At 56.1% G+C, this 23963-nt stretch carries 18 protein-coding genes; 9 read left to right on the top strand and 9 right to left on the bottom strand.

Features of this window, described 5'->3' with window-relative positions:
* Positions 1 to 392 precede the first annotated feature (392 nt).
* Entirely contained in the window at positions 393 to 1031 is a 639-nt protein-coding gene (locus GKQ23_RS00090) for a response regulator transcription factor (RefSeq protein ID WP_212408267.1), read from the top strand.
* A gap of 52 nt (positions 1032 to 1083) precedes the next feature.
* On the opposite strand, the gene GKQ23_RS00085 is transcribed toward GKQ23_RS00090, so the two are convergent.
* From GKQ23_RS00085 to GKQ23_RS00065, 5 genes are read right to left on the bottom strand one after another with little or no spacing between them, the layout of a single operon-like run.
* The gene (locus tag GKQ23_RS00085; protein WP_212408266.1) at positions 1084 to 6648 is read right to left on the bottom strand and encodes an AAA family ATPase; all 5565 of its coding nucleotides are present in this window, start codon (positions 6646 to 6648) and stop codon (positions 1084 to 1086) included.
* Complete coding sequence (locus GKQ23_RS00080) at positions 6645 to 7031, bottom strand: response regulator transcription factor (protein WP_212408265.1); 387 nt, start codon at positions 7029 to 7031, stop codon at positions 6645 to 6647. Before GKQ23_RS00080 ends, GKQ23_RS00085 begins: the two co-directional genes overlap by 4 nt.
* A gap of 14 nt (positions 7032 to 7045) precedes the next feature.
* Positions 7046 to 7330, bottom strand: coding sequence for a DUF1427 family protein (locus GKQ23_RS00075; protein ID WP_212408264.1), 285 nt, complete (start codon positions 7328 to 7330; stop codon positions 7046 to 7048).
* Positions 7331 to 7332: 2 nt separating this feature from the next.
* Positions 7333 to 7584: a DUF1427 family protein gene (locus GKQ23_RS00070; protein ID WP_212408263.1), complete on the bottom strand. Its 252-nt coding sequence runs from the start codon at positions 7582 to 7584 to the stop codon at positions 7333 to 7335.
* 60 nt (positions 7585 to 7644) lie between these two features.
* Positions 7645 to 8337 (bottom strand): hydrolase, encoded by a 693-nt coding sequence (locus GKQ23_RS00065; protein WP_056237255.1) that lies wholly within the window; start codon positions 8335 to 8337, stop codon positions 7645 to 7647.
* A 333-nt stretch (positions 8338 to 8670) separates the two neighbouring features.
* Between GKQ23_RS00065 and GKQ23_RS00060 the strand changes: the two genes are divergently transcribed.
* From GKQ23_RS00060 to GKQ23_RS00050, 3 genes are read left to right on the top strand one after another with little or no spacing between them, the layout of a single operon-like run.
* Complete coding sequence (locus tag GKQ23_RS00060) at positions 8671 to 10548, top strand: amidohydrolase (protein ID WP_212408262.1); 1878 nt, start codon at positions 8671 to 8673, stop codon at positions 10546 to 10548.
* Positions 10538 to 10681: a hypothetical protein gene (locus tag GKQ23_RS00055; protein ID WP_212408261.1), complete on the top strand. Its 144-nt coding sequence runs from the start codon at positions 10538 to 10540 to the stop codon at positions 10679 to 10681. Before GKQ23_RS00060 ends, GKQ23_RS00055 begins: the two co-directional genes overlap by 11 nt.
* 16 nt (positions 10682 to 10697) lie before the next feature.
* Entirely contained in the window at positions 10698 to 12323 is a 1626-nt protein-coding gene (locus GKQ23_RS00050; protein ID WP_056237263.1) for an MFS transporter, read from the top strand.
* 82 nt (positions 12324 to 12405) lie between these two features.
* On the opposite strand, the gene GKQ23_RS00045 is transcribed toward GKQ23_RS00050, so the two are convergent.
* Entirely contained in the window at positions 12406 to 12894 is a 489-nt protein-coding gene (locus GKQ23_RS00045) for a GNAT family N-acetyltransferase (protein WP_212408260.1), read from the bottom strand.
* Between the two features lie 85 nt (positions 12895 to 12979).
* Between GKQ23_RS00045 and GKQ23_RS00040 the strand changes: the two genes are divergently transcribed.
* The 4 genes from GKQ23_RS00040 (at position 12980) to GKQ23_RS00025 (ending at position 19667) form a co-directional block, all read left to right on the top strand.
* Positions 12980 to 13927: a LysR family transcriptional regulator gene (locus GKQ23_RS00040; RefSeq protein WP_249168393.1), complete on the top strand. Its 948-nt coding sequence runs from the start codon at positions 12980 to 12982 to the stop codon at positions 13925 to 13927.
* 517 nt (positions 13928 to 14444) lie between these two features.
* Positions 14445 to 15485: a TIGR04086 family membrane protein gene (locus GKQ23_RS00035; RefSeq protein WP_056237272.1), complete on the top strand. Its 1041-nt coding sequence runs from the start codon at positions 14445 to 14447 to the stop codon at positions 15483 to 15485.
* Positions 15486 to 15756: 271 nt separating this feature from the next.
* Positions 15757 to 17355, top strand: a complete 1599-nt coding sequence (locus GKQ23_RS00030) for a gamma-glutamyltransferase family protein (protein WP_212408258.1) — start codon at positions 15757 to 15759, stop codon at positions 17353 to 17355.
* Positions 17356 to 18254: 899 nt separating this feature from the next.
* On the top strand, positions 18255 to 19667 hold the full coding sequence (locus tag GKQ23_RS00025; RefSeq protein ID WP_212408257.1) for an FAD-binding oxidoreductase: 1413 nt from the start codon (positions 18255 to 18257) through the stop codon (positions 19665 to 19667).
* A gap of 51 nt (positions 19668 to 19718) precedes the next feature.
* On the opposite strand, the gene GKQ23_RS00020 is transcribed toward GKQ23_RS00025, so the two are convergent.
* Both GKQ23_RS00020 and vapB read right to left on the bottom strand, forming a co-directional pair.
* Positions 19719 to 20135, bottom strand: a complete 417-nt coding sequence (locus GKQ23_RS00020) for a type II toxin-antitoxin system VapC family toxin (protein ID WP_056237281.1) — start codon at positions 20133 to 20135, stop codon at positions 19719 to 19721.
* Positions 20132 to 20362, bottom strand: a complete 231-nt coding sequence (vapB, locus tag GKQ23_RS00015; RefSeq protein WP_056237284.1) for a type II toxin-antitoxin system VapB family antitoxin — start codon at positions 20360 to 20362, stop codon at positions 20132 to 20134. Before vapB ends, GKQ23_RS00020 begins: the two co-directional genes overlap by 4 nt.
* Before the next feature lie 528 nt (positions 20363 to 20890).
* On the opposite strand from vapB, the gene GKQ23_RS00010 reads away from it, so the two are divergent.
* Positions 20891 to 22465, top strand: a complete 1575-nt coding sequence (locus GKQ23_RS00010; RefSeq protein ID WP_249168392.1) for a methyl-accepting chemotaxis protein — start codon at positions 20891 to 20893, stop codon at positions 22463 to 22465.
* 1087 nt (positions 22466 to 23552) lie between these two features.
* Here the strand turns inward: GKQ23_RS00010 and GKQ23_RS00005 are convergent.
* Positions 23553 to 23963, bottom strand: coding sequence for a cupin domain-containing protein (locus GKQ23_RS00005; protein ID WP_249168391.1), 411 nt, complete (start codon positions 23961 to 23963; stop codon positions 23553 to 23555).

Genomic DNA, 23963 nt, shown 5'->3' with positions numbered 1-23963 from the left:
GTGCGCATCAACAGGTTCGGGTGAGGCTGACAGGTTTCTCTTATACGGCCATTATGGCTCAGTTTAATCGACGTGTATGTTATACAAAGGGATAGTATACAAAGAGATCATTGCATATTTTCCTGTGCCTGATGCAGCTCGCCGAGGCGTGATAACGAACAGGCCGGCTAAACATCAACCGTAATAATTACAGACTTTTAAAGGTTAAAACTGACTGATGAAAATCTATGCTGAACCATCGCAAAGCGGCTGTAAATAAATGACGCACGGCACATCAGGAATAATCCCGTCGTTGCAATCCCGGTGCCCTGTGAAGTTTATATTTTAAAACCCATCGCATCAGGTTATATTGACGTTCATGAAGAAAGCGTTGAGAGTCAGAAAGCGTCTCTATGGATAAAAAAATTTATATCGTTGACGACGATCAGTCTGTCATCAACTCACTGGATAACCTCCTCAGTTCCGCAGGTTATGCCGTTTCAAGCTTCACCTCGCCAGCCGAATTCCTTAGCCAGACGGATTACAGTACACCCTGCTGCCTGATTGTAGACCTCAACATGCCGGGGTCAGACGGTTTTGACGTCAGCCATCACCTGACCGAACGCGGTTACTCCATACCCACCATTTTTCTGACCGGCTTTGGCACCATCCCGATCACGGTCAGGGCGATGAAGGCGGGGGCATTTGAATTCTTAACCAAACCCGTGATGCCCGATGATTTACTGAATGTCGTCGCGGATGCGCTAAAACTTTCTGAAAAAAGCGTCGCCCTTTCTGAGGAAAAACGTCGGGTGAAAACGCGCTACGGTTCACTCACGCCGCGCGAGAAGGAACTTATGCTGCTGGTTATCCGGGGATTGCTCAATAAGCAGATAGCCGCCGAAATGGGGATCAGTGAAATCACCGCGAAAGTGCATAAGCGCAGGGTAATGGAAAAAATGGGTGTCCGCTCAGCGCCCGAGCTGGTCAGAATAGCGGAAAAGCTAGGGCTGCCTGATGATGATGCGGCCGCCTGTAGTGGAATTTACTGAGCCCCCTTCCACCGTCAGTGAATGCTCCCGCCACCCCGTGCGGGAGCTCCTCTCACTCCATTTTTCCCTCAACCGGGAGGGTGAACCAGAACAAACTTCCTCCCTCAGGGCGATTTTCGGCGTGCAAAACGCCACCATGACGTTTGATGATCTCTTTGCTGATGGTCAGCCCCATGCCCATACCTTCCGCTTTGGTGGTGTAAAACGACTCGAAAATCTTTTCCGGCATCTCTCCGGGCAGCCCGCTACCGTTATCAGCCACGTCGATACGAATCACATCCCGGACCGGATGCGATGAAGCGATACGTAAATGTCGTACGCCGGCGTTTTCCGCCATCGCTTCAATGGCATTAATGACCAGGTTAAGCAAAACCTGCTGTATCTGGACGTTTTCACAAAAAATAGCGTCATTTTCCGCCGACAGGTCCAGCTCCAGCGAGATGAGTTTGCGTTCCAGCTCCAGGCGGGACAGGCTTAATATATCCCGCGTAATCAGGTGCATTCTTGCCGAAGCAAACTCAACGACCTGTTTACGGGTAAGCGCCTCAAGCCCGCGGATGATATTGCCGGCGCGTCGGCCTTCACTGATGATCTCATCAAGGCTGTTGCAGGCATTCTCCAGATTAGCGGGATCGCGTTTCAGCCAGCGCTGGCTGGCACCGGCATTAGCCACGATAGACATCAGCGGCTGGTTAATTTCATGGGCGATTGAAGAGGTAAGCTGGCCAACGGTCGATGCACGCGCCACGCGAGCCAGCTCCACCTGAGCGATCCTGACAGCGTTCTCTGATTCACGCTGTGCCGTGATATCCGTCAGCGTGCCAAAGTATTCAGCCACCTCTGGCCAGTTATCATTTGGCTCACCAATGCCTTTAATATAACGACATTCGCCATTATCGCGGATAATACGGAACTCAGCCTGCATGACGGTCCCCTTCATCACGCTGGTTTCAATTAACTCCCGCAGGCAAAGAATATCATCCGGGTGAACACGACGCTGGAATTCAGCCATCGAGGTGGTGGTCTGTTCATCCGGAAGGCCCATAATCCGTTTATATTCATCAGAGATGTATTGCACGTCGGGTTCCACATGCCAGTGCCAGGAGCCGGTATGACTGATTTTTTCCCCCAGCATCAGCGACGTCTGGCTGGACAGCAGTTTCTTTTCGATTTTACGGCGCTGATTGTTCTCCTCGACCAGTTCGGCATACAGTCGGGCCGTCTCCAGTGAGACCGCCGCCTGTGCGCCCAGCATGGAAACAATCCGCGAGTGTTCGGCGGTAAACATATCGGGCATCAGCCGATTTTCCAGGTAAAGTACCCCAACCATCTGAGCCTGCCGGTACATCGGCACGCACATCACCGCTGCCCCCGAGGCGACCAGATAATTATCCTGACTGAACGGGCTGAACACCTCAGGTTTGCCGGTGCGGATCTCCTGCCCGGTGCGGATCACCGCAGAGAGGACCGACAACGGCAGATCGGTCGCGACCGGTAATTCGCGGACAATTCTGACCTTTATGCCGTCAACGGTGGTGGTGGCTCTTGCCTGGATTTCAGGAATATTATCGTCGGTCAGCCTGATTAACATGCAGTGCTGGGCACCGGCGCGTTCCACCAGCATGATCATCAGGATGTGTATCAGCCGATCCAGGTTGATCTCTTCGGTCAGGGCGCGCATCACGGTTACCATGCTCTGCAGGTCGCCGATCGCGGCGCTGGGTTCAAAGGACAGGGTGCTGAGCGCAGTCTGAGAGGCGTGGCAGGCGAGTGCCGGATACCGTGTTTCCAGCTGCTTAACTTTGGCCCCTGCCCCCCAACGGTCCCATGCGGCTATTGCCCCCCTGATGTAAGCATCACCGGCGAACGACATGCCCCTGGCGTAGGCCAGACCTGCGGCCAGCTCGCAGGCCAGTCCGTTGATATGATGAAACTGCCCTTCACGTGACAACGCAATGGCTTTTTCAAACTGCTCTGATGCCCCGGTCGTTTCCCCTTCAAGACGCAGCAGCTCCGCGCGAAGCAGGGCTTCCTTATCTGAAAACGTTTTCGTGTTCTCATTTGACCAGGTCACAATCCTGTCGAAATGGTGCCCGAGCCGCTGCCGCAAATCCTCGGTCATGGCCCCGGTTTCTAAGGGAATGGTCAGGGACAACGCGCTGTAGAGGTGATAATCGAGCATATGTACATGCCCGGGGATGTGTTCGACAAAGGGTAACGCGTCTTTAAACAACTGCTCTGCCACTTCATATTCATGTGCAAAGAAGTGGGCCATCGCTTTGTACAGTCGCGACCAGAACCGCATCAGGAGTATCGGCTCAACGGCGTTTTCGGGTTTCACCACCTCCAGCACCGGCGTCAGGAAATTATCGCCGCTGAACGTATGGCCCCGTGGCTTACGCAGGAACAGGACGAAGTCCAGCTGCATGCCGAGAATAACTTCAACGTCGCGATACTGCGCCTTTTGCACAAACAGCAATGCCCGCGAGACTGACGTGTGTACCCCGTCAAGATGGTCTCCCCGGGCCAGCATATTCATAATGATATGCCGCAGCGCCAGGCAGGCAGAGGTCCGGTCGCCGGTTTCAACCCCAACGTCAAAGGCAGCCCTGGCCCGCTCAATCGCGTAGGTTAGCGGCATTGTCCACACGCTGACCTGGTCAAGCGGTAGCAGCGTACGCGCTTTAAAGCTCACAAAGTCATGCTTGTAAACCAGTTCACGCGCCAGCAGGGTGCTGGCAAAACCACGGCTGTACTCATCATACCGATCGCCACAGACCACCCCGTACCATGAGAGCGCGAGCGTGGATGCGCCACTCAGTCCACGGGCCATGGTCAGGTGCAGCAGCCTGCACAGCAGCATGAATTGCAGTCGTGGATTGGTAAAGGCGGCGAACGTGCTGGCGCTGGCCATCAGATTCATGATGGCTACGGTATTTTTACATTCCACCAGCGGAAGTGAACGGAACCGGGTATACGGATTTTTACCCACATCCTCCTTCAAAACCAGCCTTGCTGCATCGCACTCTTCCGGGCCAGGATGACGGTTCAGTTGCACACCAAACACCGCAAGCCACTCCAGCGCGGTTTCCAGCGCACGTTCACTGTCCGACTGCCGCATGTGGATTTCAGCGATCAGACAGGCAGCCTCCGCTTTCGTTGTCATCTCGCCGGATGAAAAGTGAAGCCGGGTACTTAACGTCAGTGCGGCAGCAAGATTGCCGTTAAGAAATTCGCACTCGGCCTCTTCAAGAAGGAACTCCCCGGTATCGCTCTTTCCCACGTCGTGGAGAAGAGAACGGGCCATTTTCAGGTAGCGCAGCGCTGAAACGTAGTCACCGGTGGTTTTTGCACGCCGGGTCGCTTTCAGTATCAGCTGGCAGCATCCCTCAATATCCTGAGCCAGCAATGAACGATCTTTAATGGCAACCAGATGATGCGCGGCGCTGAAAAGCAGCACATTGGTCACATCGAGGCTGGATTTACGCCTGTAAATAAGCGCGGCGGCGTAATGAAAAGCATCTTTCTCTTTATCTGTTAACAGGTCGAGTGCCGCCTCATGCATGCTCTCATGCATAAAAGCGTAACCCTGATCGCTTAACGCGATCAGTCTTGCCTTCACGGCGGGTAACAGCATCCGCTCAATGTCAGCCACGGGCAGGGTGGTAATGGTGCTAATCACCTCGAGCTGGCCCGCGTTTCCCGCTAACGCCAGCTTGCCCAGTAGCTGACGCGTCGGCACCGGTATTAATGAGAGATGCAGTAAAACACTGGCGGCAACGTTGGCCGTAAAATGGCTGTTTTTAAGCGCCTGCAGATCGCAGGCCCAGCGGCGCGGCGCGGTGTGGCTAATCAGCCCATCACGCAGGGCCTGACGGAAAAATTCATGGGTTGCCAGCGGATTGCCGGCGGTTTTCTCGTGAATAACCTGCGCAAGTTCCAGGGTGGCCGACGCAGTGGTGTGAAATATTCCGGCCAGCCAGCCGGCAATATGCGTCTCAGAAAGCGGGGCCGGCGTGATATCGGTAATGCGCATGGCACAGGCGCGAATACGCTGCAGATTGCCGATGATGGTAGGGCAAGGCAATGAGAGGCTATCGCGATGTGCCATAACCAGCAGCAGCGGGATATCTTCACTGGAACTGAGCAGATTCTGCAGCAGGTGAAGCGTGGCCTGATCGGTCCAGTGCATATCATCGATAAAAATAACCAGAGGCCGCCCGGGCGCGGTGAACGCCTTAACCAGGTTACCGGCAACCAGCATCAGCCGTTTCTTTGCATCAAGCGTGTGCGCATGGGACTGAACCGTCACCTTTTTGTTAAGCAGTATGCCCAACTCCGGTACCAGATTGACCGCCAGCCCGGCGTGTTCGCCAAGCAGGCGGGTAATGTGCGCCTTCCACTGCGTCATTTCTGCATGGGGAAGGCCCAGCACGTGGAGTACCAGCACTTTGAAGGCGGCGGTAAACACCGTATACGGCATCACCGGCGAATGCTTATCGGCCTTCACCACGGTGAGCAGCGCTTTGTTATTACGCAGTCGTCTGAGGGACGATGCGATAAGTGATGACTTGCCCGATCCCTGAGCGCCACTGACAACCACCAGGCTGTGCTTGCCGCTGCGGCTTACCTCATCAAAAGCCGCCAGTATCTCCGCTGCCTGTGGATGGTCGGTACAGAGCGTATTCAGTGAAAAATGGCTGTTCGGCGGGTCCTGCAGCCCCGGCGTAAAGGGCTCAATAAGCCCGTCCGGCATTAACGTGGACGCGCATTGCCTCAGATCGGCCAGCACCGCCTCGGCCGTCTGATAGCGGTTTTCCGGAGATTTTGCCAGCAGTTTCAGAATGATGGCCGAGAGAACCACCGGAATCTCTTTGCGCAACGCATGCGGCGGCAGGGCCTCTGAGGCAATGTGGTGATGCACCCACTCCGCGTGCCCGCCGTCAATATTGCCGTAGGGCAACCTGCCGGTCAGTAACTCGTACAGCACAATGCCCAGACTGTAGAGATCGCTGACGCGGCTGACCGGATGTGCTGAACGGGAGGTATGCTCCGGAGACATGTAGGCCAGCGTACCGCCGGCGACCTGCAACGGTGGCTTCTGCAGTAAATCGTCATTAACAGATGACAGCCCGAAGCCGCCCAGCAGCACCGTGCGATCGTCCGTATAAAAAAAGTTGGCAGGCTTGATATCACCGTGTACCAGCCCCTGCTGATGCATCATGCTCAGCGTGCCGCAAAGCGTTGCGGCACGGGTGAGAAAATCAGTGATATCTCCGGGGGGCATGCACAAAATATCTGCCAGAGTGCGATAGTTAAACGGCGGGTAGATCAGCGCATATCGCCCTTGATAATGGGTGTGTTGCCGCGGTTTTAGCGCCCAGCTCTCCGATAATCTGCCGCGAAGCGCATATTCGTTTTTCAGCCGCTGGGTGATCTGGGAGAGCAGTTCATCATTGCCTGCGGTGGCAAGAATAAAGGATTCACCGCTAATGGCATGACGACACAGAAACCAGTCAATCGTGTCATCCTGCACCAGCCGGCTAAAGGTAGTGTCCTCTGATAACAGGATTTCATCATGTTCTGTTTCGACAGACGGCCGCACAGGGAGGCTCACTGACGTGCAGCCTGGCAGGAAAACGCATGGAGGATATGTTCAAACAAGGTGTCAATCTCTATGGGCTTAGGCAAAAACGCAATCGCGCCAAGCGCGATCGCATACCTGTGCATACTCTCATCTCCATTGCCGGAAATGATAATACCCGGCGGGTTTTTCAGCCGCCGGGTAAGATTGATGAAAAGCTCAAAACCATTCATGCCTTTCAACTGCACATCAATGATAAAAAGCGCGGCATTCGCCATCGCTGCTTCATCAGAAAGAAGAGATTCTGCCGAATCAAACGCCTCTGACAGAAAACCTTCTGACTGAAGCAGGTTGGTCAGACCACTGCGGACAGAACGTTCATCATCGACGACGATAATGCGCTGCGACAGCTGCATGCTGTTTTCCTTAGTTAAAACTCAGGCCCGGATCGGGCGCTTCCCTGGGAGGATTTGTCCTCTGAGGACGAAGAATTATCCCCGATTTTATGGTGATACTCATGGCGAAACCAGTGAAGACTGACCGGCTGGCGTTGAATCAGTCGTCTGGCTAACGGGATAATGTGCTCGCCAGTCTGCATGCCCAGCAGCCCCACCAGTGCAACGATCGGAGGGGCCGGGGAATTTACGTCAAGGATGGCATAGATCAGGCCCGCCAGTACGCCAACGATCAGTGAAACAGAATAGGTTTTCAACATGTTTATCCCGCCTGCTTAGCCAGTAAGGGTAACGATGCCGGCCGGTGATCGGCGGTGATCGGGTGTTGCTCGCTGGTGGTCACCCTGGCTGATGGGGAAGTGTGAAGCAGTTTCCCTCCCAGGGTGCTGCCGATAACCATTCCCAGCAGTCCGATCAGTGCCACCGCTGGCGGAGCCGGAGACTGAACCCTGAGCAGCGCATAGATGATGCCGATCAGCGTGCCTGCGCCCAGAGAGAGTAATAAAGGACTCACAGGCCCTCCTTTATCTGAAAAAGCGGGCCGGCTCCGCAAAGAGCCAGCCCGTTGAACGGTTTAACGCACCGGTGCCGGAACCGGAGCCAGGGTACGGTGTTCGCTCTTCTGACGTGAAGGCGCCTTGTGTACCATGGTGTAGGCGTAATCCACGCCGATACCGTAAGCACCTGAGTGCTCTTTCGCAATGTCCATCACCGCGTTGTACGTCTCTTTGTGGGCCCAGTCACGCTGCCACTCCAGCATCACCTGCTGCCAGGTGACAGGAATAACGCCAGCCTGAATCATGCGCTGCATCGCATAGTCGTGCGCTTCTTTGGTGGTGCCGCCTGAAGCATCAGCCACCATGTAAATTTCGTAATCACCTTCCAGCATTGCGCACAGTGCGAACGTGTTGTTGCACACTTCAGTCCACAGACCAGAAACAACAATTTTCTTCTTGCCGTTCGCCGCCAGTGCGTCACGTACCTTCTGGTCATCCCATGAGTTCATTGAGGTGCGCTCAAGGATGTCCTGCCCCGGGAACACGTCCAGCAGCTCCGGGAAGGTATTACCGGAAAAACTTTCGGTCTCAACGGTAGTCAGTACGGTCGGAATATTGAAGACTTTGGCCGCTTTAGCCAGCGCCACCACGTTATTTTTCAGCACCTGGCGATCGATTGACTGCACACCAAACGCCATCTGTGGCTGCTGATCGATAAAGATAATCTGGCAGTTCTGCGGCGTCAGTACTTCAAGCTTGCGATTGGTCATTGCATTACCCATTGAGGTTAGAGTGGCTAAGTTGATTAAAAAAAGTGAATGGCATCAATTTGCAGCAGCCGCCGTTAGCGGGTAGCGCATTCCTGCTCGCTGCTATCCGTAGGGGTGGGTCACTGTTGCTGCGCAGTGTAGGAGCCTTTTATTTTTCAAACTATTATCTATAGGTATAACTATACGAAGGTATACCTATCCTTTTGTATAACTAGACCTGCTACCGGCCTCCTGATCATAATCCCGTCATCCCACTATCCTGCTTTTACAGCAGAGCATTTCACTGGCTGCGGTCGTAATGAGCGCATCAGACCATTCAATTCTGGAGATCATATGGTTACCCTTGGTAAAGCCGACGTCATACTCACTAATGGACGATTTCACACTGTCGATCGCGAAAACCCGGTGGCCGATGCCGTGGCCATTCGCGACGGTAAATTTCAGGCCGTGGGCAGCCTGGCGGAAGTTATGCAGTACCATTGTGAGGGAACCAACGTCCTCGATCTTAAGGGCCATACCGTCGTACCGGGCCTGAATGACTCACACCTGCACTTAATCCGTGGCGGTCTGAACTACAACCTGGAGCTGCGCTGGGAAGGCGTTCCCTCCGTCGCGGATGCGCTACGCATGCTGAAAAATCAGGCGCTGCGCACCCCTTCGCCACAGTGGGTGCGCGTGGTGGGCGGCTGGAACGAATTCCAGTTTGCCGAGCGGCGTATGCCCACGCTGGATGAGATCAACGAAGCGGCGCCGGACACGCCGGTGTTCGTACTGCACCTGTATGACCGCGCGCTGCTTAACCGTGCCGCACTGAAAGTGGTGGGCTATACCAGAGATACGCCTAACCCGCCGGGCGGTGAGATCCAGCGCGACGGCAACGGCAACCCGACCGGCATGCTGATCGCCCGTCCCAACGCCATGATCCTGTACGCCACGCTGGCGAAAGGACCGAAACTGCCGCTGGAGCAACAGGTGAACTCTACCCGCCAGTTCATGCGCGAGTTAAACCGTCTGGGCATCACCAGCGCCATTGATGCCGGCGGCGGCTTCCAGAACTACCCGGAAGATTATCAGGTGATTGCCGAGCTGCATGAGAAGAAGCAGTTGACGATCCGTATCGCCTACAACCTGTTTACCCAGCGTCCGGGGCACGAGCTGGAAGATTTTGAAAAATGGACCGACCTGCTCACTCCGGGCCAGGGCACCGACTACTTCCGCCACAACGGCGCGGGGGAAATGCTGGTCTTCTCGGCGGCCGATTTCGAAGACTTCCTGGAACCGCGTCCCGACCTGGCACCGGGCATGGAAGATGAACTTGAGCGCGTCGTCCGCCACCTGGTTGAACACCGTTGGCCTTTCCGCCTGCACGCCACCTACGACGAATCAATCAGCCGTATGCTCGACGTGTTTGAAAAGGTTAACCGCGACATTCCGTTTAACGGCCTGCACTGGTTCTTCGATCACGCTGAAACCGTTACCCAGCGCAATATCGATCGCATCAAGGAGTTAGGCGGCGGCATCGCGGTCCAGCACCGTATGGCCTTCCAGGGCGAATACTTCGCCGAGCGCTACGGCATCGAAGCAACCCGCCACACGCCGCCGGTGGCCCGCATGCTGGAGACCGGCGTGCCGGTCGGGCTGGGGACTGACGCCACCCGCGTGGCCAGCTACAACCCGTGGACCGCGCTCTACTGGCTGGTGTCCGGCCGCACCGTAGGCGGGATGCAGATGTATGACGTCAACGCCCGTCTGGATCGCGATACGGCGCTGATGCTGTGGACGCAAGGCAGCGCCTGGTTCTCCAGCGAACAGGGTAAGAAAGGACAGATTAAAGCCGGTCAGCTGGCGGACGTCGTGGTACTGAGCAAGGATTACTTCAGCGTGCCGGAAGAAGAAATTAAGGGTATTGAATCGGTGCTGACCCTGGTGGACGGGAACATCGTCTACGCTGCGGGTTCTTTCACCTCTGAAGCGCCGCCGTCAATTCCTGTGCTGCCAGAATGGTCGCCGGTGGTGAAGGTGCCGGGCCACTACCGCAGCGCCCCCCCTTCTGCGAACACCCGCGTTGGTCTGCAGCAGATGCCTCACCAGTGCAGCGGTCCGTGCGGCGTGCACAGCCACTCACATGACGTGGCTCGCGGCGCCAACCTGCCGGTATCCGAAGATAACGCCTTCTGGGGCGCGCTCGGCTGCAGCTGTTTTGCATTCTGACGTTAAAACGCGTCTGTTCTCTCAGCAGCCCCGCAGTAATGCCGGGCTGTTCTGTCTGCGCCTGCCCGGCGAACAGACCCAGTCGGCCTGCCTGCCGGTCCTCGACGGGCCGGTGGCGCATCCGCTTTGGTAAACCCAGGAAAGTAGTTATGGCGCAAGCTAACGATATCAACAACATTACGCAGAATGAGACCCTGCCGTCCCCGGCGGCGGCATCATCTCTGGATCCTTTGCGTCAGCCGGTGTTTCGCATGCTGTGGATTGCCACGGTGGTGTCCAATATTGGCTCGTGGATGAACGACGTAGGGATCAACTGGACCATGCTGACGCTCAGCGCCGATCCCCTCAGCGTGGCGCTGGTGCAGGCAGCCAGCAGCCTGCCGATGTTCCTGTTCGCCCTGCCCTCTGGCGTGCTGGCCGATATTATCGACCGGCGTAAGTATCTGCTGTTTTCACAGCTGTGGGTGTTCATCGCCGCCGCCGGGCTGACCCTGTTGTCCTTTACCGGGCACGTCACGCCGCTGGTACTGCTGATTGCGGCCTTCCTGATGAGCGCCGGTGCGGCAATGAGTTCACCGCCGTTTCAGGCCATTGTGTCGGACCTGGTGAAAAAGGAGGAGTTAGGACCCGCGATTGCGCTTAACTCGCTGGGTATCAATATCAGCCGCGCCATCGGTCCGGCACTCGGCGGGCTGATCCTGTCGTTCGCCGGGCCATGGATGGTGTTTCTGCTTAACGCCCTCTCTGTCGTTGGCGTCGCCTGGGTGCTGTACCGCTGGAAAGAGTCGCCCGGTATTCAGCGCCTGCCGCCGGAGCACTTTTTTCCCGCCGTGCGCGCCGGTCTGCGCTACGTACACGCCGCACCGGTGCTGCGCAACGTACTGGTTCGTACCGTGGCATTCTTCGTGTTCGGCAGCGCCGGCTGGGCGCTTCTACCGCTGGTTGCACGCCGCGAACTGGGGATGGGGCCAGGCGGCTACGGCATTCTGCTGGCGTTTATCGGCGTCGGGGCGATTTGTGGCGCGGTGCTCCTGCCCCGGCTGCGCAAACGCTTTAACGCCGACCAGCTGATGGTGCTGGCCAGCCTGATGTTTGCCGCGACCCTGCTGGCGCTGGCGTTTATACGCAATGTCTGGCTGCTCAACGTGTTTGAGTTCTTCACCGGCTTCGCATGGATTGCCGTGCTCTCAACCCTGAATCTGGGCGCGCAGCGTAGCGCCGCAAAGTGGGTCAAGGCGCGGGCGCTGGCGGTTTACCTCACCGTGTTCTTTGGCTCAATGACCGTGGGTAGCGCCATCTGGGGGCAGCTCGCGTCCAGTTACGGCATTCCGCTATCGCTGTGTGTGGCAACGCTGGGGATGGTGCTGGGCTGCTTTACCGTATTGCGCTGGCGTCTGGATAAAGATCCTGACCTCAATCTGGACCTCAGTGATAGCAACGAGCCGGTTCCGGTACTGGATGTGCACCACGATCGCGGGCCGGTGCGGGTAAGCTACGAGTACCTGCTGCAACAGCAGGATGCGCCGGCATTTATGGTCTGTATGCAGGACTTAAGGCGCGTACGACGTCGCGGCGGCGCCATCAACTGGGCGGTGTACGAGGATATTCTGCAACCCGGCATTTTCGTTGAAACATTTGAGGTGGGCTCGTGGATGGAGCATCTGCGCCAGCTTGAACGCTACACGATGAACGATCAACGGATACAGAACCGGGTAACCGCATTTCATCAGGCAGAACAGATGCCCGTGGCACGCTATCTGATTGCACCTGAGTAAGGCATGATTTTTGGGTAAATTACCCAGGCCTGATACTCTGCAGGACCGGCTCACCGGCCGGTCCTTTTTCTTGCTGACCCCGTCAGAGCGTGGTGCAGCTGGCGAATCTTTCCAGCGCGGGGCCGTCAAGCCGGTAGCGAACCCACTCGTTAAGGGGCAGCGCATCAATACTCTGATAAAACTCGTTGGCCGGTTTATCCCACTCCAGTACGTTCCATTCAATGCGGCTGCACTGCCGGCTTACCGCCAGTTGGGCGATATACTGCAGCAGCGTTTTTCCAGCCCCCCTCCCCCGGTAGTCGGGCGTAAAGTAGAGCTCTTCCACGCTCAGGCGATGGCGGCCTGACCAGCTGGCCTGACTCATTGAGATTATCGCGTATCCATTGACAGTCCCGTCTATTTCACAGATATAGGCTTCAGCAGGCGATCCCGGAGAGAATAAAAACGTCCTGATTTCTTCAATGGCGGGTATGGCCTCCAGCGGTGCCTCTCTGTAGACGGATAAGCCATTGATCATGTTATAGATGGCATCCGTATCTGCCTCGCTGGCCTGCCTGATCATCACGTCCATACACTGTCTCTTATCATCACCATTTGAAGGCTGAAAGGATAATGGGTATCTTTCAATGAATTAAGTGCATTAATATCAAGTAAGGATGAATTCTATGCATCATGTGCTGAGGCGTATCGATCTTAACCTGTTGCCTGTTTTTGATGCGGTGTTCCGGCACCGATCGGTCCGGCTTGCGGCGGTTGAACTCTCAATGAGCACTTCAGCACTCAGCCATGCCTTAGCGCGCCTGCGTGACTTTCTGAAGGACCCTCTGTTCTATCGTGAGGGGCACCGAATGTGCCCCAGCGTTTACGCTCAACAGCTTGCTCCCCACATCGCCAGGTCACTGTCTGCCCTTAATCAGCATCTCAGCCCGGTGCAGCCGTTCGATCCCCTGAACAGCAGTGAAACGTTTCGTGTTGCGGTAACGGACTACACCGCCTTCTGTATTTTTCCGCAGCTGATGCGTACGATTGAAAACACTGCGCCCGGCATTAATTTTGAACTGTTTCATTTACCTCACAACCCGGCCCTGAATCAGTTACTGGCAGGAGAAGTGGACCTGGCGCTGAGTTTTAGCGAGCCGGACGACGTTAAACATCAGGATTTGGACGAGGTTCAACTCTTCAGTGATGAATTTGTGGTGATCGGTAACGTTAATCGTCAAAGCATGACGCTGGAAGATTATCTGTCTGCAGGACATCTGGTGGTGACGCCGTGGAATGAAAGACAGGGATTGCTGGATACGCACCTCGCAAAGCTGGGTCTGCAACGTCGGATTACGCTTAAAACCCCTTCAATGCTGAGTTCACCCTATATTATCGCCGAAAGTGAACTGCTTATGGCAATCCCGTCATTCGTTGCGGGAAAGCTGGAAAAACTGGCTAATTTTAAGACGTTTAAATTGCCGTTCTTTGCACCTCATTTCACCGTAAAAATATTCTCACATGAACGCAGTGGTAAAAAAAAATCTACCGACTGGTTAAAAAAATTAATTTTAAACCAGTCGGGCATCGGCAGCGATCCGGCTATGACGCCATACAAGCTGTAAAAATCCCCACCCGGTCAGAGTCAGACAAACCTCTGACGACAGCGGCAGCGAACTGTTCGTCAGCGGCGGTGCCGCAAGAATTTAAGCGTCCGGCATCCGGAACTGCGATGCCCGACGACAGAGACTTTAATTATTTTCAGTCATATTACCTCATGGCCTTATTGAGTCAGGCATTTCACAACGCGTGCAACGCAGGAGCATCCTCAGCAAGGTCACAACGGCAGATGCAGCCGTAGCGCTGATTTATCGATCGGTCAACTTTTCCTTAGCAATTTATTTTTTTACCTGAAAAACCCTGACAGGATCGCCAATTAGCTGGCTACGGTTAGCACCGATCTCTTTGATGTTTTTATAGTAAATCACGCCTTATTAAACAATGACACCGGCATCTCTCCCTGACAGGATTCATCTCACACCAGAAATAAAAGCAGGAAAAACAGAAGCGCGCAGAATATTCTTATTTATGAACTACGCTTAATTTGAATTAACACGTAACCATGTAAATTAAGGATAGTTTATGGACATTCAGAGAGATTCAGTTGTGGTCAGACGTATATCATGGGGCAGCGTGATCGCCGGCGTGGTCACCGCTATTGCGCTGTCCCTGCTCTTCACCACCCTCGGCACCAGCCTCGGTCTGTCAATGCTGCAGCCTAAAGCCGACGATGTGGTGAACGGTGCGGATAAAGCCGTGCTGGCGTGGTCGGTGATTTCGGTGGTGATCAGCCTTGCCTGCGGCGGGTTTATCGCCGGCCGTCTTGCCGGCACTGACGGCACCGTTCACGGATTCCTCAGCTGGGCAACCTCGCTGATCGTCGCTTCGGTACTGGGCTTTATGGCGGTCGGCGGGGCGCTGAATATGGCAGGCTCCGCGGTAGGCTCTGTCGCTTCAGCCACCGGCAGCGCGGTCAGCGGCATTGGCAGCGTGGCGGCCAAAGCCGCAGGCGGCACCGCAGATATGGCGAAAAACCTGTCGGATCGCCTTGGCTTCGACACTAAGCTGACCGCGGCAAACGCGGATGACAATATCACCGAGGCGTTACGCAAGTCCGGCGTCCCCGAGCTGCAGCCGGACTATCTCCAGTCCCAGCTGCAGGCGGCGGGCAATGACGTGGCTTCAGCCGTTAAGGATCTGGCGGTCAGCCCGGACAGCAGCGATGCCATTTTTGATAAACTGGGTCAGAAGCTGAAAGCACGGGTCGATACGGTCAGCCAGTCCGTCAGCCGTGATGATGTTAAAAATGCGCTGGCGCAGAACACCAGCATGACCCCTGAAGAGGCGGATAAAGCGGTTGATAACTTTATCAAAACCCGCGATACCACCGTCACTCAGGCGAAACAGCGTCTGGACGAACTGCAGGGCCGCCTGAACGAGGCGAAAGTGCAGTACGCCGAACTCAAAAAAGAAGCGATTGAGAAAGCGGATCAGGCGGCCAGCGCCGGTGCCAGACTGGCGCTGTGGTCGTTCATTGCGCTGCTGATCGGTGCGGTCGTCAGCGCCTTTGCCGGCCTGTGGGGGGTGAACACCCATCCTGAGTATCGTCGCATCAGGGCATAAATATCACCCGCCTGAAATGACCCACGATGCTTACCCGCCCTGAGATCCCTCTCAGGGCGTTTTTTCTCTCACCGCACTTACCGTCACTCTCCGTTCATCAGCTTACGGCCTTGCGCCTGACGCCGTTGCGCCCGTAACAGTATGGAAAGCCTGCCGTTAAAGATGACACCGTCCCTGGCCTCAGCCATTATGAGTGAGGCCAGCGGATCTTTTACCGGCTGGATCGGACGTCGCCGTTATCGGGCGCAGTGACCCACAGTAAGGGAGGTTTATGAGCAATCTTGATTACCACGTCAGCTACGCTTCGCACCGCGTGCCGGTGATGGGACGTAACGCCGTTGCCACTTCGCAGCCGCTGGCGGCGCAGGCGGGCATCCGTATGCTGCAACAGGGTGGCAACGCGGTGGATGCGGCCATCGCCAGCGCCATGGCGCTGACGGTGCTGGAGCCGACCGGTAACGGCATCGGCAGCGACGCCTTCGCCATCGTCTGGGACGGTAAGCAGCTGCATGGCCTGAATGCCTCCGGGCGTGCCCCCGCTGAGTGGAACCTTGCACGTTTTGCCGGTCTGAAAACGATGCCGCAAACCGGATGGGAAGCGGTGACCGTACCGGGTGCGGTGTCGGCGTGGGTGGCGCTGGCGGAGCGTTTCGCCAGCCTGCCGCTGACCACGCTGGCGCAACCGGCCATCGACTACGCGCGTAACGGCTTTCCGGTGTCGCCGCTGATCGCCCGGCTGTGGCAGGCCGGTTACAACAAACTGCAGCAGCAGCCGGGCTTTGCCGAGTGCTTCGCGCCCGGGGGCCGCCCGCCGCGTGCCGGTGAGCTGTACCGCAACCCGGCCCAGGCCGCCACGCTGCAGAAAATTGCCGAAACGCGCGGCGAGGCGTTTTACCGCGGTGAGCTGGCGCAGAAGATGGTGGCCAGCGCGCAACGGCACGGCGCGGCGCTGAGCCTTGATGACCTGAGCAACCACCGTGCGGACTGGGTGCGGCTGCTGTCGCGGCCGTTCGCCGGCGGAAAGGTACACGAGCTGCCGCCGAACGGTCAGGGCATCGCCACGCTGATTGCCATCGGCATTCTAGAGCAGTGGGATATTGGCCGCTATCCGCCTGATTCCGCACCCTGCCTGCACCTCTGCTTTGAGGCGATGAAGCTGGCGCTGCTCGATCTGGAACGCTACGTCGCTGACGACGATCGTCTGGAGTTCCCGGCGGAGCACCTGTTAAGCGACGAGTATCTGCAGCAGCGGGCGGCGCTGATCGATCCCGATCGTGCCGGGGATTTTACCTATGGCTCGCCGCAGCAGAGCGGCACCGTCTATCTCACCGCCGCCGACGCCAGCGGCATGATGGTCTCGTTTATCCAGTCCAACTATATGGGCTTCGGTTCCGGGGTGGTGGTGCCCGGCACCGGCATCAGCCTGCAGAATCGCGGCAACGGCTTCTCGCTCGACCCGCAGCACCCGAACGTGGTGGCGGGCGGTAAACGGCCGTTCACCACCATTATTCCTGGGTTTGCGCTGGACGCGGCCGGGCAGCCGCTGATGTCGTTTGGCGTAATGGGCGGCACCATGCAGGCGCAGGGCCATCTGCAGCTGGCGCTGCGCGTGATGCTGCATAAGCAGAACCCGCAGGCGGCGATCGATGCCCCGCGCTGGCGCGTGGTGCAGGGGCGCGAGGTGATGGTCGAATCCGGCATTGACCGCAACGTGCTGGCAACGCTGCGTGAGATGGGGCATCTGATTAGCGTAGAAGATCCGCTGTCGGGTCATAACTTTGGCGGCGCGCAGGCGATAGTTCGCGATCCGCAGGGCTTCTATGTTGCAGGTTCCGAAAGCCGGAAAGATGGTCAGGCGCTGGTCTGCTGATAACCTGAGCACCGATGCCGCAGGCGGCTAAGAGAACGGGTTTACCGTTACTCTCAGGTCGCCGGCGGGATATTCTGGCGGCGCAAAGGGTCTCAATGACCCTTTAACCATCTGGCTTTATATACAGACAGAATGACAGCGCACCCTCTTAAATATCCCCCACCAATTTTGTCATTTTAAGTTTTTTTTCAAATTTTTTTGCATGAATAATTACCTGCCAGCAGGGGGCGATTTAATGCATTTATATGCAATTTATATTCATTTTAATGAATAATATTGTTAAAACCCTGAATTTTTCAGGGAGTTATCGGTTAGCACGCTGTGCATAAGACGTTTTGTTTTGTCGCTAACTTTGTTAATGTGCGGCACCATTATGGGGCATGGCAGTAAGAAAAACGCTATTCTGGCGAATTTTCCACCCGCTCCCGGTTCGTAACAGAGAAACACGCTTCGCAGAGAAAACACAGTACGGCTATTTAATGTGACTCACTGGCAATGCCAATAAACGCTGCTTTTTAATCCATGCTTCCGGGCAGGTCTTATCACACCTGTCACTTAAAAGACGGAAAAAGGTAAAAAGTCGGATGGCATTAAGAGATTCATTGCCATTAAAAAAGACAATCGCGTCATGGCGAAATAGTTAATTCCCTGCCGGGGATCGCTTTGCCCGTTGGTTAATAACGCAAGCCTATGTTTCGGTACCAACAGGCTATTCCCACGTCCTTATCGCGGGATTAATTGCCATTAAGCATACGGATAACGGAAATATCATTTTCGAACCATTAAAACCATTAGCTGCACAGGGATAACGCCTGTTTTTACCCAGGTATATTGATTTGACAGGTGCCGGCACAGGATGTCACCCGGCCGCCTGTCGTCTACCAGAGAGACGTTCTGCAATGAAACTGACAAGAAGAAAATTTTTACTCGGTGGCGCGGCGCTGGCCGTGGCCGGTGGCGCTATTCTTACGCCGATGCTGACCCGCGAAGGCCGCCTGCTGCCGGGCATGCCGCGTTCCGGCTTTGTGCCGGGCCTGAGCGAACCGCTGCCGAAACAGTCTGACGTGGTGGTGATCGGCGGCGGCATCCTCGGCATCATGACCGCCATCAACCTGGTTGAGCGTGGCCTGTCCGTGGTGGTGCTGGAGAAAGGCAACATCGCCGGCGAACAGTCGAGCCGCTTCTACGGCCAGGTAATGACCTACAAAATGCCGGATGAAACCTTCCAGCTGCACCACCTTGCCAAACAGCGCTGGCGCGAGATGAATGCCCGAATCGGCACGGATACCACCTACCGTACCCAGGGCCGCGTTGAGGTCCCGCTGGATGACGAAGATCTCGAGCATGTAAAAGCCTGGATCGAGCGTAAACGTCAGGAAGCCGGCAGCGATATTCCGTTCAGAACCCGCATTATCCAGGGCGATGAACTGAGCCAGCGCCTGCGCGGCGCGAAGTCCGAATGGAAGATTGCCGGTTTTGAAGAGGACTCCGGTAGCCTGGACGCCGAAGTGGCGGCGTTTGTGATGGCCGAGCATGCTAAAAAGATCGGCGTTAAGATCTTCACCAACTGTGCGGCGCGCGGCATTGAAACCCAGGGCGGCGCGATTTCCGACGTGGTGACCGAGAAAGGCGCGATCCGTACCTCGCAGGTGGTGGTGGCAGGCGGGGCATGGTCACGCCTGTTTATGCAGAACCTGAACGTAAGCGTCCCTACCCTGCCGGCCTACCAGTCACAGCAGCTGATCAGCGGCGCGCCGGGTGCGCCGGGCGGCAACGTGGCGCTGCCGGGTAACATCTACTTCCGCGAACAGGCCGACGGCACCTATGCCACCTCGCCGCGCGTGATCGTGGCACCGGTGGTGCAGGAATCCCTGATGTACGGCTATAAGTATCTGCCGCTGCTGGCGCTGCCGGACTTCCCGGTGCATATCGCGCTGAACAAACAGCTGGTCGACACGCTGATGCAGCCAAAGCACTGGAAGAACAGTGAAGAATCGCCGTTCGAGAAAAACCGCGATATGGTCGCCGCACCGGACCTGCCTGAGCTGAACAGCTCGCTGGAAAAACTGCGCGCCGAGTTCCCGGCGTTTAAAGCGTCGAAACTGATCGACCAGTGGAGCGGCGCGATGTCCATCGCACCGGATGAAAACCCGATTATCTCCGAGGTGAAGGAGTATCCGGGGATGGTGATCAACACCGCCACCGGCTGGGGCATGACCGAAAGCCCGGTCTCAGCAGAAATCGCCGCCGACCTGCTGCTGGGCAAAAAGCCGGTTCTCGATCCAAAGGCGTTCAGCCTGTATCGTTTCTGACGCCGTCCGGACCTGCCAGCGCGCCAGTACCCAGGGGTACTGGCGCTACGCTTACTTTGCCCAGTCTTCCAGTGCCAGACCCGTTACCCGTTCAAACTCTCGCACGTTGTTGGTCACCAGAACGGCCCCTGCGGAGATGGCATGGCCTGCAATGCCGGTGTCATTTGGCCCGATCGGCGTGCCCGCGGCAAAGAGCGCAGTCTTAACCTCTGTGGTGGCGTCTACCGCAGCCCGGTCCCACGGCAGAATGGCATCAAGACGGCTGCAGAATGCCTCAACCAGCTTTGCATGGCGCGGTGAAGCCTTTTTACCGATTGCACCGAAACGCATCTCCGCATACGTAATCGCAGAGACAACGATGCGATGGTTGCGCAGTACAGCCTGTTCAAGACGGCGAATCACCGTTTCCGGCTGCTCACGCATGATAAAGGAGCAGATATTGGTATCCAGCATGAAGGTTTTAGTCATAGTTCAAAACGCCCCTCATCACTGACAACATCATCGCGATCGGCCATAAAGTCCTTATCAGCTTTCTCCTCTTGCAGATACGATCCCCACGTCGGTCGTACGGGACGCAGGATAAGGGTATCGCCATCCCGTAGGATCTCAAGTTCGCTGACGCCGTCAAAGTCCAGGTCACGTGGCAGGCGGATAGCACGGTTGTTACCGTTTTTAAACACGGATACGGTTCGCATAGTTGTCCCTCACAGGTTGAACAGATCCGGGGAAAGTTCCCGGTCAGATCATTATAGGCGTACGGGCAGAACATGTATATGCCTGGCATATGCATACTATACTCTTGCATTCACCCCAGGACCTTCCCGTTATTCTCCCTGACGACCACCTGCCCCTACTGTCATTACACTCCATGGCCGATGGTCAGGACCGGGTTTAAGGTCTTTTACGCGCTGAGCCAGGTGAAGTACACCACGGCGCTGCCGAACCGGCACCTGCGCGGATAGCCTGAGCAACGCCGCGCAGGTTGTTAAAGAATCTCATATTTATGGATGTACAAGGTTAAATATTCTGGGTTGACAAGATCATTTAAAAAAAACCCAGTAATATAACTCTAATTTTTGAATAGCAAAGAGTTTAATAATCGAACCGGCCGTTAAAAACCGGTCGCACCGGTAAAGTTAATCCTATTGATGCCGATAATAGTGGTGTCCGTCTTTTTTTAAAAAATCACGCTAACACGGCAGCTGAAAGGATGAATTTTTATTATGAAAAACACAATGAGCGTGAAAAAAATGCTGACGCTGGCCTTCGCCACCGTCATCCTGTGCGGCGTCTGCGTTTCACTTTTCGCCGGCTATAAACTTTACAACGCTTCGGAGCAGCAGAAGCTGACTACGGCGCGATTCAATGACTTAGAGGTATTAAGAGGCCTGCGGGACACTTTCTCGCAACAGCTTAACGAAGTACAGGGGCTGCTGGCGCGTAATGATGATAGCGCGGCCCGTACATCAGAGACTTTTATTACTTTGCAGCAGAAGAATGACGCGGTAACGGATATGTTTCGCGGCCTGGTCAACGGGGCGAAGTCGATTCCCGGCATTAACCTGCAGGAGGTCGAAGAAGCCTCTTTGCGGTTAGCCGTTATAGAACAGACGCGCGCCGCCTGGCGCGAGAAGGCCGCAGCGCTGTTTACTTATCCGCTGGCCGACGACGCAGCGCGACGCGCGTGGTTTATTAACCAGCTGCTGCCTGCCGCGGATAGCTATGGCAAGGCGATCGGTGAAATGGTTGATTACCAGCAGAGGGTCACCAACGCGACGCTGGATTCATCCTCACGCCTGCTGGCCGGCGTATTCACCACGCTGTATATCCTGACCGGGTTTTCAATCCTGCTGGGTATCCTGATGACCTGGCTGATCACCCGTCGTCTGCAGAGCCAGCTGGGTGGTGAACCGGCTGAGGCGGTGCGTCTGGCCACGGCCATCGCAGAGGGCGATCTGACCACCGAAACGGCGATCGGGCCGGGGGACAGCAGCAGCCTGATGGCGTCGCTGGCCGGTATGCAGGAGCGTCTGCGTGCCCTGGTGGCGGGCGTGAAGGATACCGCCTTTAACGTGGCCGAAGTGGCAAACGGCATCAGCAACGGCAACCACGAACTCGCTTCCCGTACGGAACAGCAGGCGTCGGCGCTGCAGCAGACCGCGGCCAGCATGGAGCAGCTCAGCGCCACGGTGCGGAACAACGCCAGCGGCGCCGAACGCGCGGCGCAGGACGCGCGTGAAGCGGCGAAAAGCGCGCGTAACGGCGGTGAGAGCGCCGGCCAGATGTCTGACGCCATGAGCGGCATTGCCAGAAGCGTGGACAAGGTCAGCGAGATTACCGGCGTGATTGAAGGCATCGCCTTCCAGACCAATATCCTGGCGCTGAACGCCGCGGTGGAAGCGGCGCGAGCGGGCGAAAGCGGGCGCGGCTTTGCCGTGGTCGCCGGTGAGGTGAGAACTCTGGCACAGCGCAGCGCGGTGGCCGCACGGGAAATCAAGGACGTGATGCGTGAGGCAACGTCGCTGGTAGCGGAAGGGTCGAAAGTCACCGACGCCACCGCCAGCAACATCCGCGGTATCGCTACCACGGTGGTTGACCTCGCCGAATCTATCGGCGAAATATCACTGGCGTCCGGTGAGCAGATGCTGGGCATCAGCCAGATACACCAGGCCGTAAACGAAATGGACAGCGTAACCCAGAAGAACGCCACGCTGGTTCACACTTCTGCGGCGGCGACTGAGAAGCTGGACGAACACGTGTCGGTGCTGACGGCGGCGGTCAGCCGCTTCAGAACCTGATAACGGCACGGAGCGTGATTTTTTATTTAACCGCAGAGGGGCCATTTGTAAATAATCGTACAGGTCCCTTGCGCTTTCAGCATACGGCTACTATTACTTAGCCCGCTGATTGTTAAATATTTAAGATGTGCCTGAATGCATATTGACCGCCCCCCTGTGGGGCGGTTTTTTTTGCGCAAAATAAAAGCCATCAGGCACTAAAATTAATTTTAAGCATGGGTGATTTAAATCATAAAAATAATGGAATTCTCCATCCTTAAAATCTTATCATTCGAGCATGCGTTATTATACACTCCCCTGCTCTGACTAATGATTATGGCCCCCCCCCTTCTTTCACCTTGACCTTATCAAAACTGAAACACCAACCACGCTTTACTTTGCATATTAAAAACAACAGGTTAATAATACGGAAAGGTGCGAACCTATCAACATATTCAGTCGATAACCGGTGCAACAGGCAGGGGTTCTGATCAGAAACCCTGAACTTAAGCCGCGTCAGAAACGCATCTCTGGTTACTCTCTGTACAATAGCCGTATTAAACGTATCGCCGCTGTTAATGAAAATAATTAAAACGCAGAGGTGTTTAACTCAATGACGCATGATTAAACACCTCGATTCTGATAACGAACCGTATCGATCGAGACACGTGGCGAGCGGAACGGGGTGACAGGGAACATCAGGCTTAACAGGCAGGCAGAACGAATCATCGGGTTATCTCCCTTAAGCAGATACAGCGTTAACGCCCGATGCGCCGACTTTATTCAGCCCTGCACAAAATTTGTATCCTGCGCTTATTTCCCCCCGTTGAGCCGCCACACCAGCGCCTGCAGCAAACCACCTCCGGTGCGCTGTTGATAAACGACGTTATGACCCATGCTTCTCTCGACAGTCTGCCTTCAGGTGATGGTATTGCCACCGTTACAAGGCCACGTCTTCAGTGACCTTTTTTACAACCCCGCGCAGCGTGATGAGCACCTGTCAGCGTTGATCCCGATAATCTGTCGGTTTACCTTACCGGGCGGCATCAGGCACCCTGTACGGACGCATGACAGCACCGAATTACTGTTTTTTTCCACTCACCTGCCTTCAGGATTTCACCGGTGACGCATACTGTTCATCGCTGACCTGCTCCATCCAGTCGACCACTTTCCCGTCCTGCGCTTCGGCAATGGCGATATGCGTCATGCTGGTTTCCGGCGCGGCCCCGTGCCAGTGCTTAACGCCTGCCGGGATCCACACCTGGTCGCCGGGGCGGATCTCGCGCAGCGGGCCGCCCCACTCCTGAACCAGGCCAGAGCCGGCGGTGACGATCAGCGTCTGGCCCAGCGGATGGGTGTGCCAGGCGGTGCGCGCCGCCGGTTCGAAGGTGACAGTCGCCCCGCCGATGCGGGCAGGTTCGGTGCCCTGGAACGGCGCGTCGATGCGCACCGTACCGGTGAAGTAGTCGGATGGGCCTTTAACAGAGGGTTTAGCACCCGCGGCGGTGATAGTAATCAT

The organism is Erwinia sp. E602, from assembly GCF_018141005.1.
In the GTDB taxonomy this organism is placed as follows: Bacteria; Pseudomonadota; Gammaproteobacteria; order Enterobacterales; family Enterobacteriaceae; genus Erwinia.
The sequence above is the reverse complement of the archived record's forward strand: the minus strand, read 5'-3'. Positions and strand labels throughout refer to the sequence as shown.

What these genes read in the sequence shown, in the direction of transcription:
- GKQ23_RS00090 (WP_212408267.1), top strand. Translation starts at nt 393, where the DNA reads ATGGATAAAAAAATTTATATCGTTGACGACGATCAGTCTGTCATCAAC.
- GKQ23_RS00080 (WP_212408265.1), bottom strand. Translation starts at nt 7,031, where the DNA reads ATGCAGCTGTCGCAGCGCATTATCGTCGTCGATGATGAACGTTCTGTC.
- GKQ23_RS00075 (WP_212408264.1), bottom strand. Translation starts at nt 7,330, where the DNA reads ATGTTGAAAACCTATTCTGTTTCACTGATCGTTGGCGTACTGGCGGGC.
- GKQ23_RS00065 (WP_056237255.1), bottom strand. Translation starts at nt 8,337, where the DNA reads ATGACCAATCGCAAGCTTGAAGTACTGACGCCGCAGAACTGCCAGATT.
- GKQ23_RS00060 (WP_212408262.1), top strand. Translation starts at nt 8,671, where the DNA reads ATGGTTACCCTTGGTAAAGCCGACGTCATACTCACTAATGGACGATTT.
- GKQ23_RS00050 (WP_056237263.1), top strand. Translation starts at nt 10,698, where the DNA reads ATGGCGCAAGCTAACGATATCAACAACATTACGCAGAATGAGACCCTG.
- GKQ23_RS00045 (WP_212408260.1), bottom strand. Translation starts at nt 12,894, where the DNA reads ATGGACGTGATGATCAGGCAGGCCAGCGAGGCAGATACGGATGCCATC.
- GKQ23_RS00040 (WP_249168393.1), top strand. Translation starts at nt 12,980, where the DNA reads ATGAATTCTATGCATCATGTGCTGAGGCGTATCGATCTTAACCTGTTG.
- GKQ23_RS00035 (WP_056237272.1), top strand. Translation starts at nt 14,445, where the DNA reads ATGGACATTCAGAGAGATTCAGTTGTGGTCAGACGTATATCATGGGGC.
- GKQ23_RS00030 (WP_212408258.1), top strand. Translation starts at nt 15,757, where the DNA reads ATGAGCAATCTTGATTACCACGTCAGCTACGCTTCGCACCGCGTGCCG.
- GKQ23_RS00025 (WP_212408257.1), top strand. Translation starts at nt 18,255, where the DNA reads ATGAAACTGACAAGAAGAAAATTTTTACTCGGTGGCGCGGCGCTGGCC.
- GKQ23_RS00020 (WP_056237281.1), bottom strand. Translation starts at nt 20,135, where the DNA reads ATGACTAAAACCTTCATGCTGGATACCAATATCTGCTCCTTTATCATG.
- vapB (WP_056237284.1), bottom strand. Translation starts at nt 20,362, where the DNA reads ATGCGAACCGTATCCGTGTTTAAAAACGGTAACAACCGTGCTATCCGC.
- GKQ23_RS00010 (WP_249168392.1), top strand. Translation starts at nt 20,891, where the DNA reads ATGAAAAACACAATGAGCGTGAAAAAAATGCTGACGCTGGCCTTCGCC.
- GKQ23_RS00005 (WP_249168391.1), bottom strand. Translation starts at nt 23,963, where the DNA reads ATGATTACTATCACCGCCGCGGGTGCTAAACCCTCTGTTAAAGGCCCA.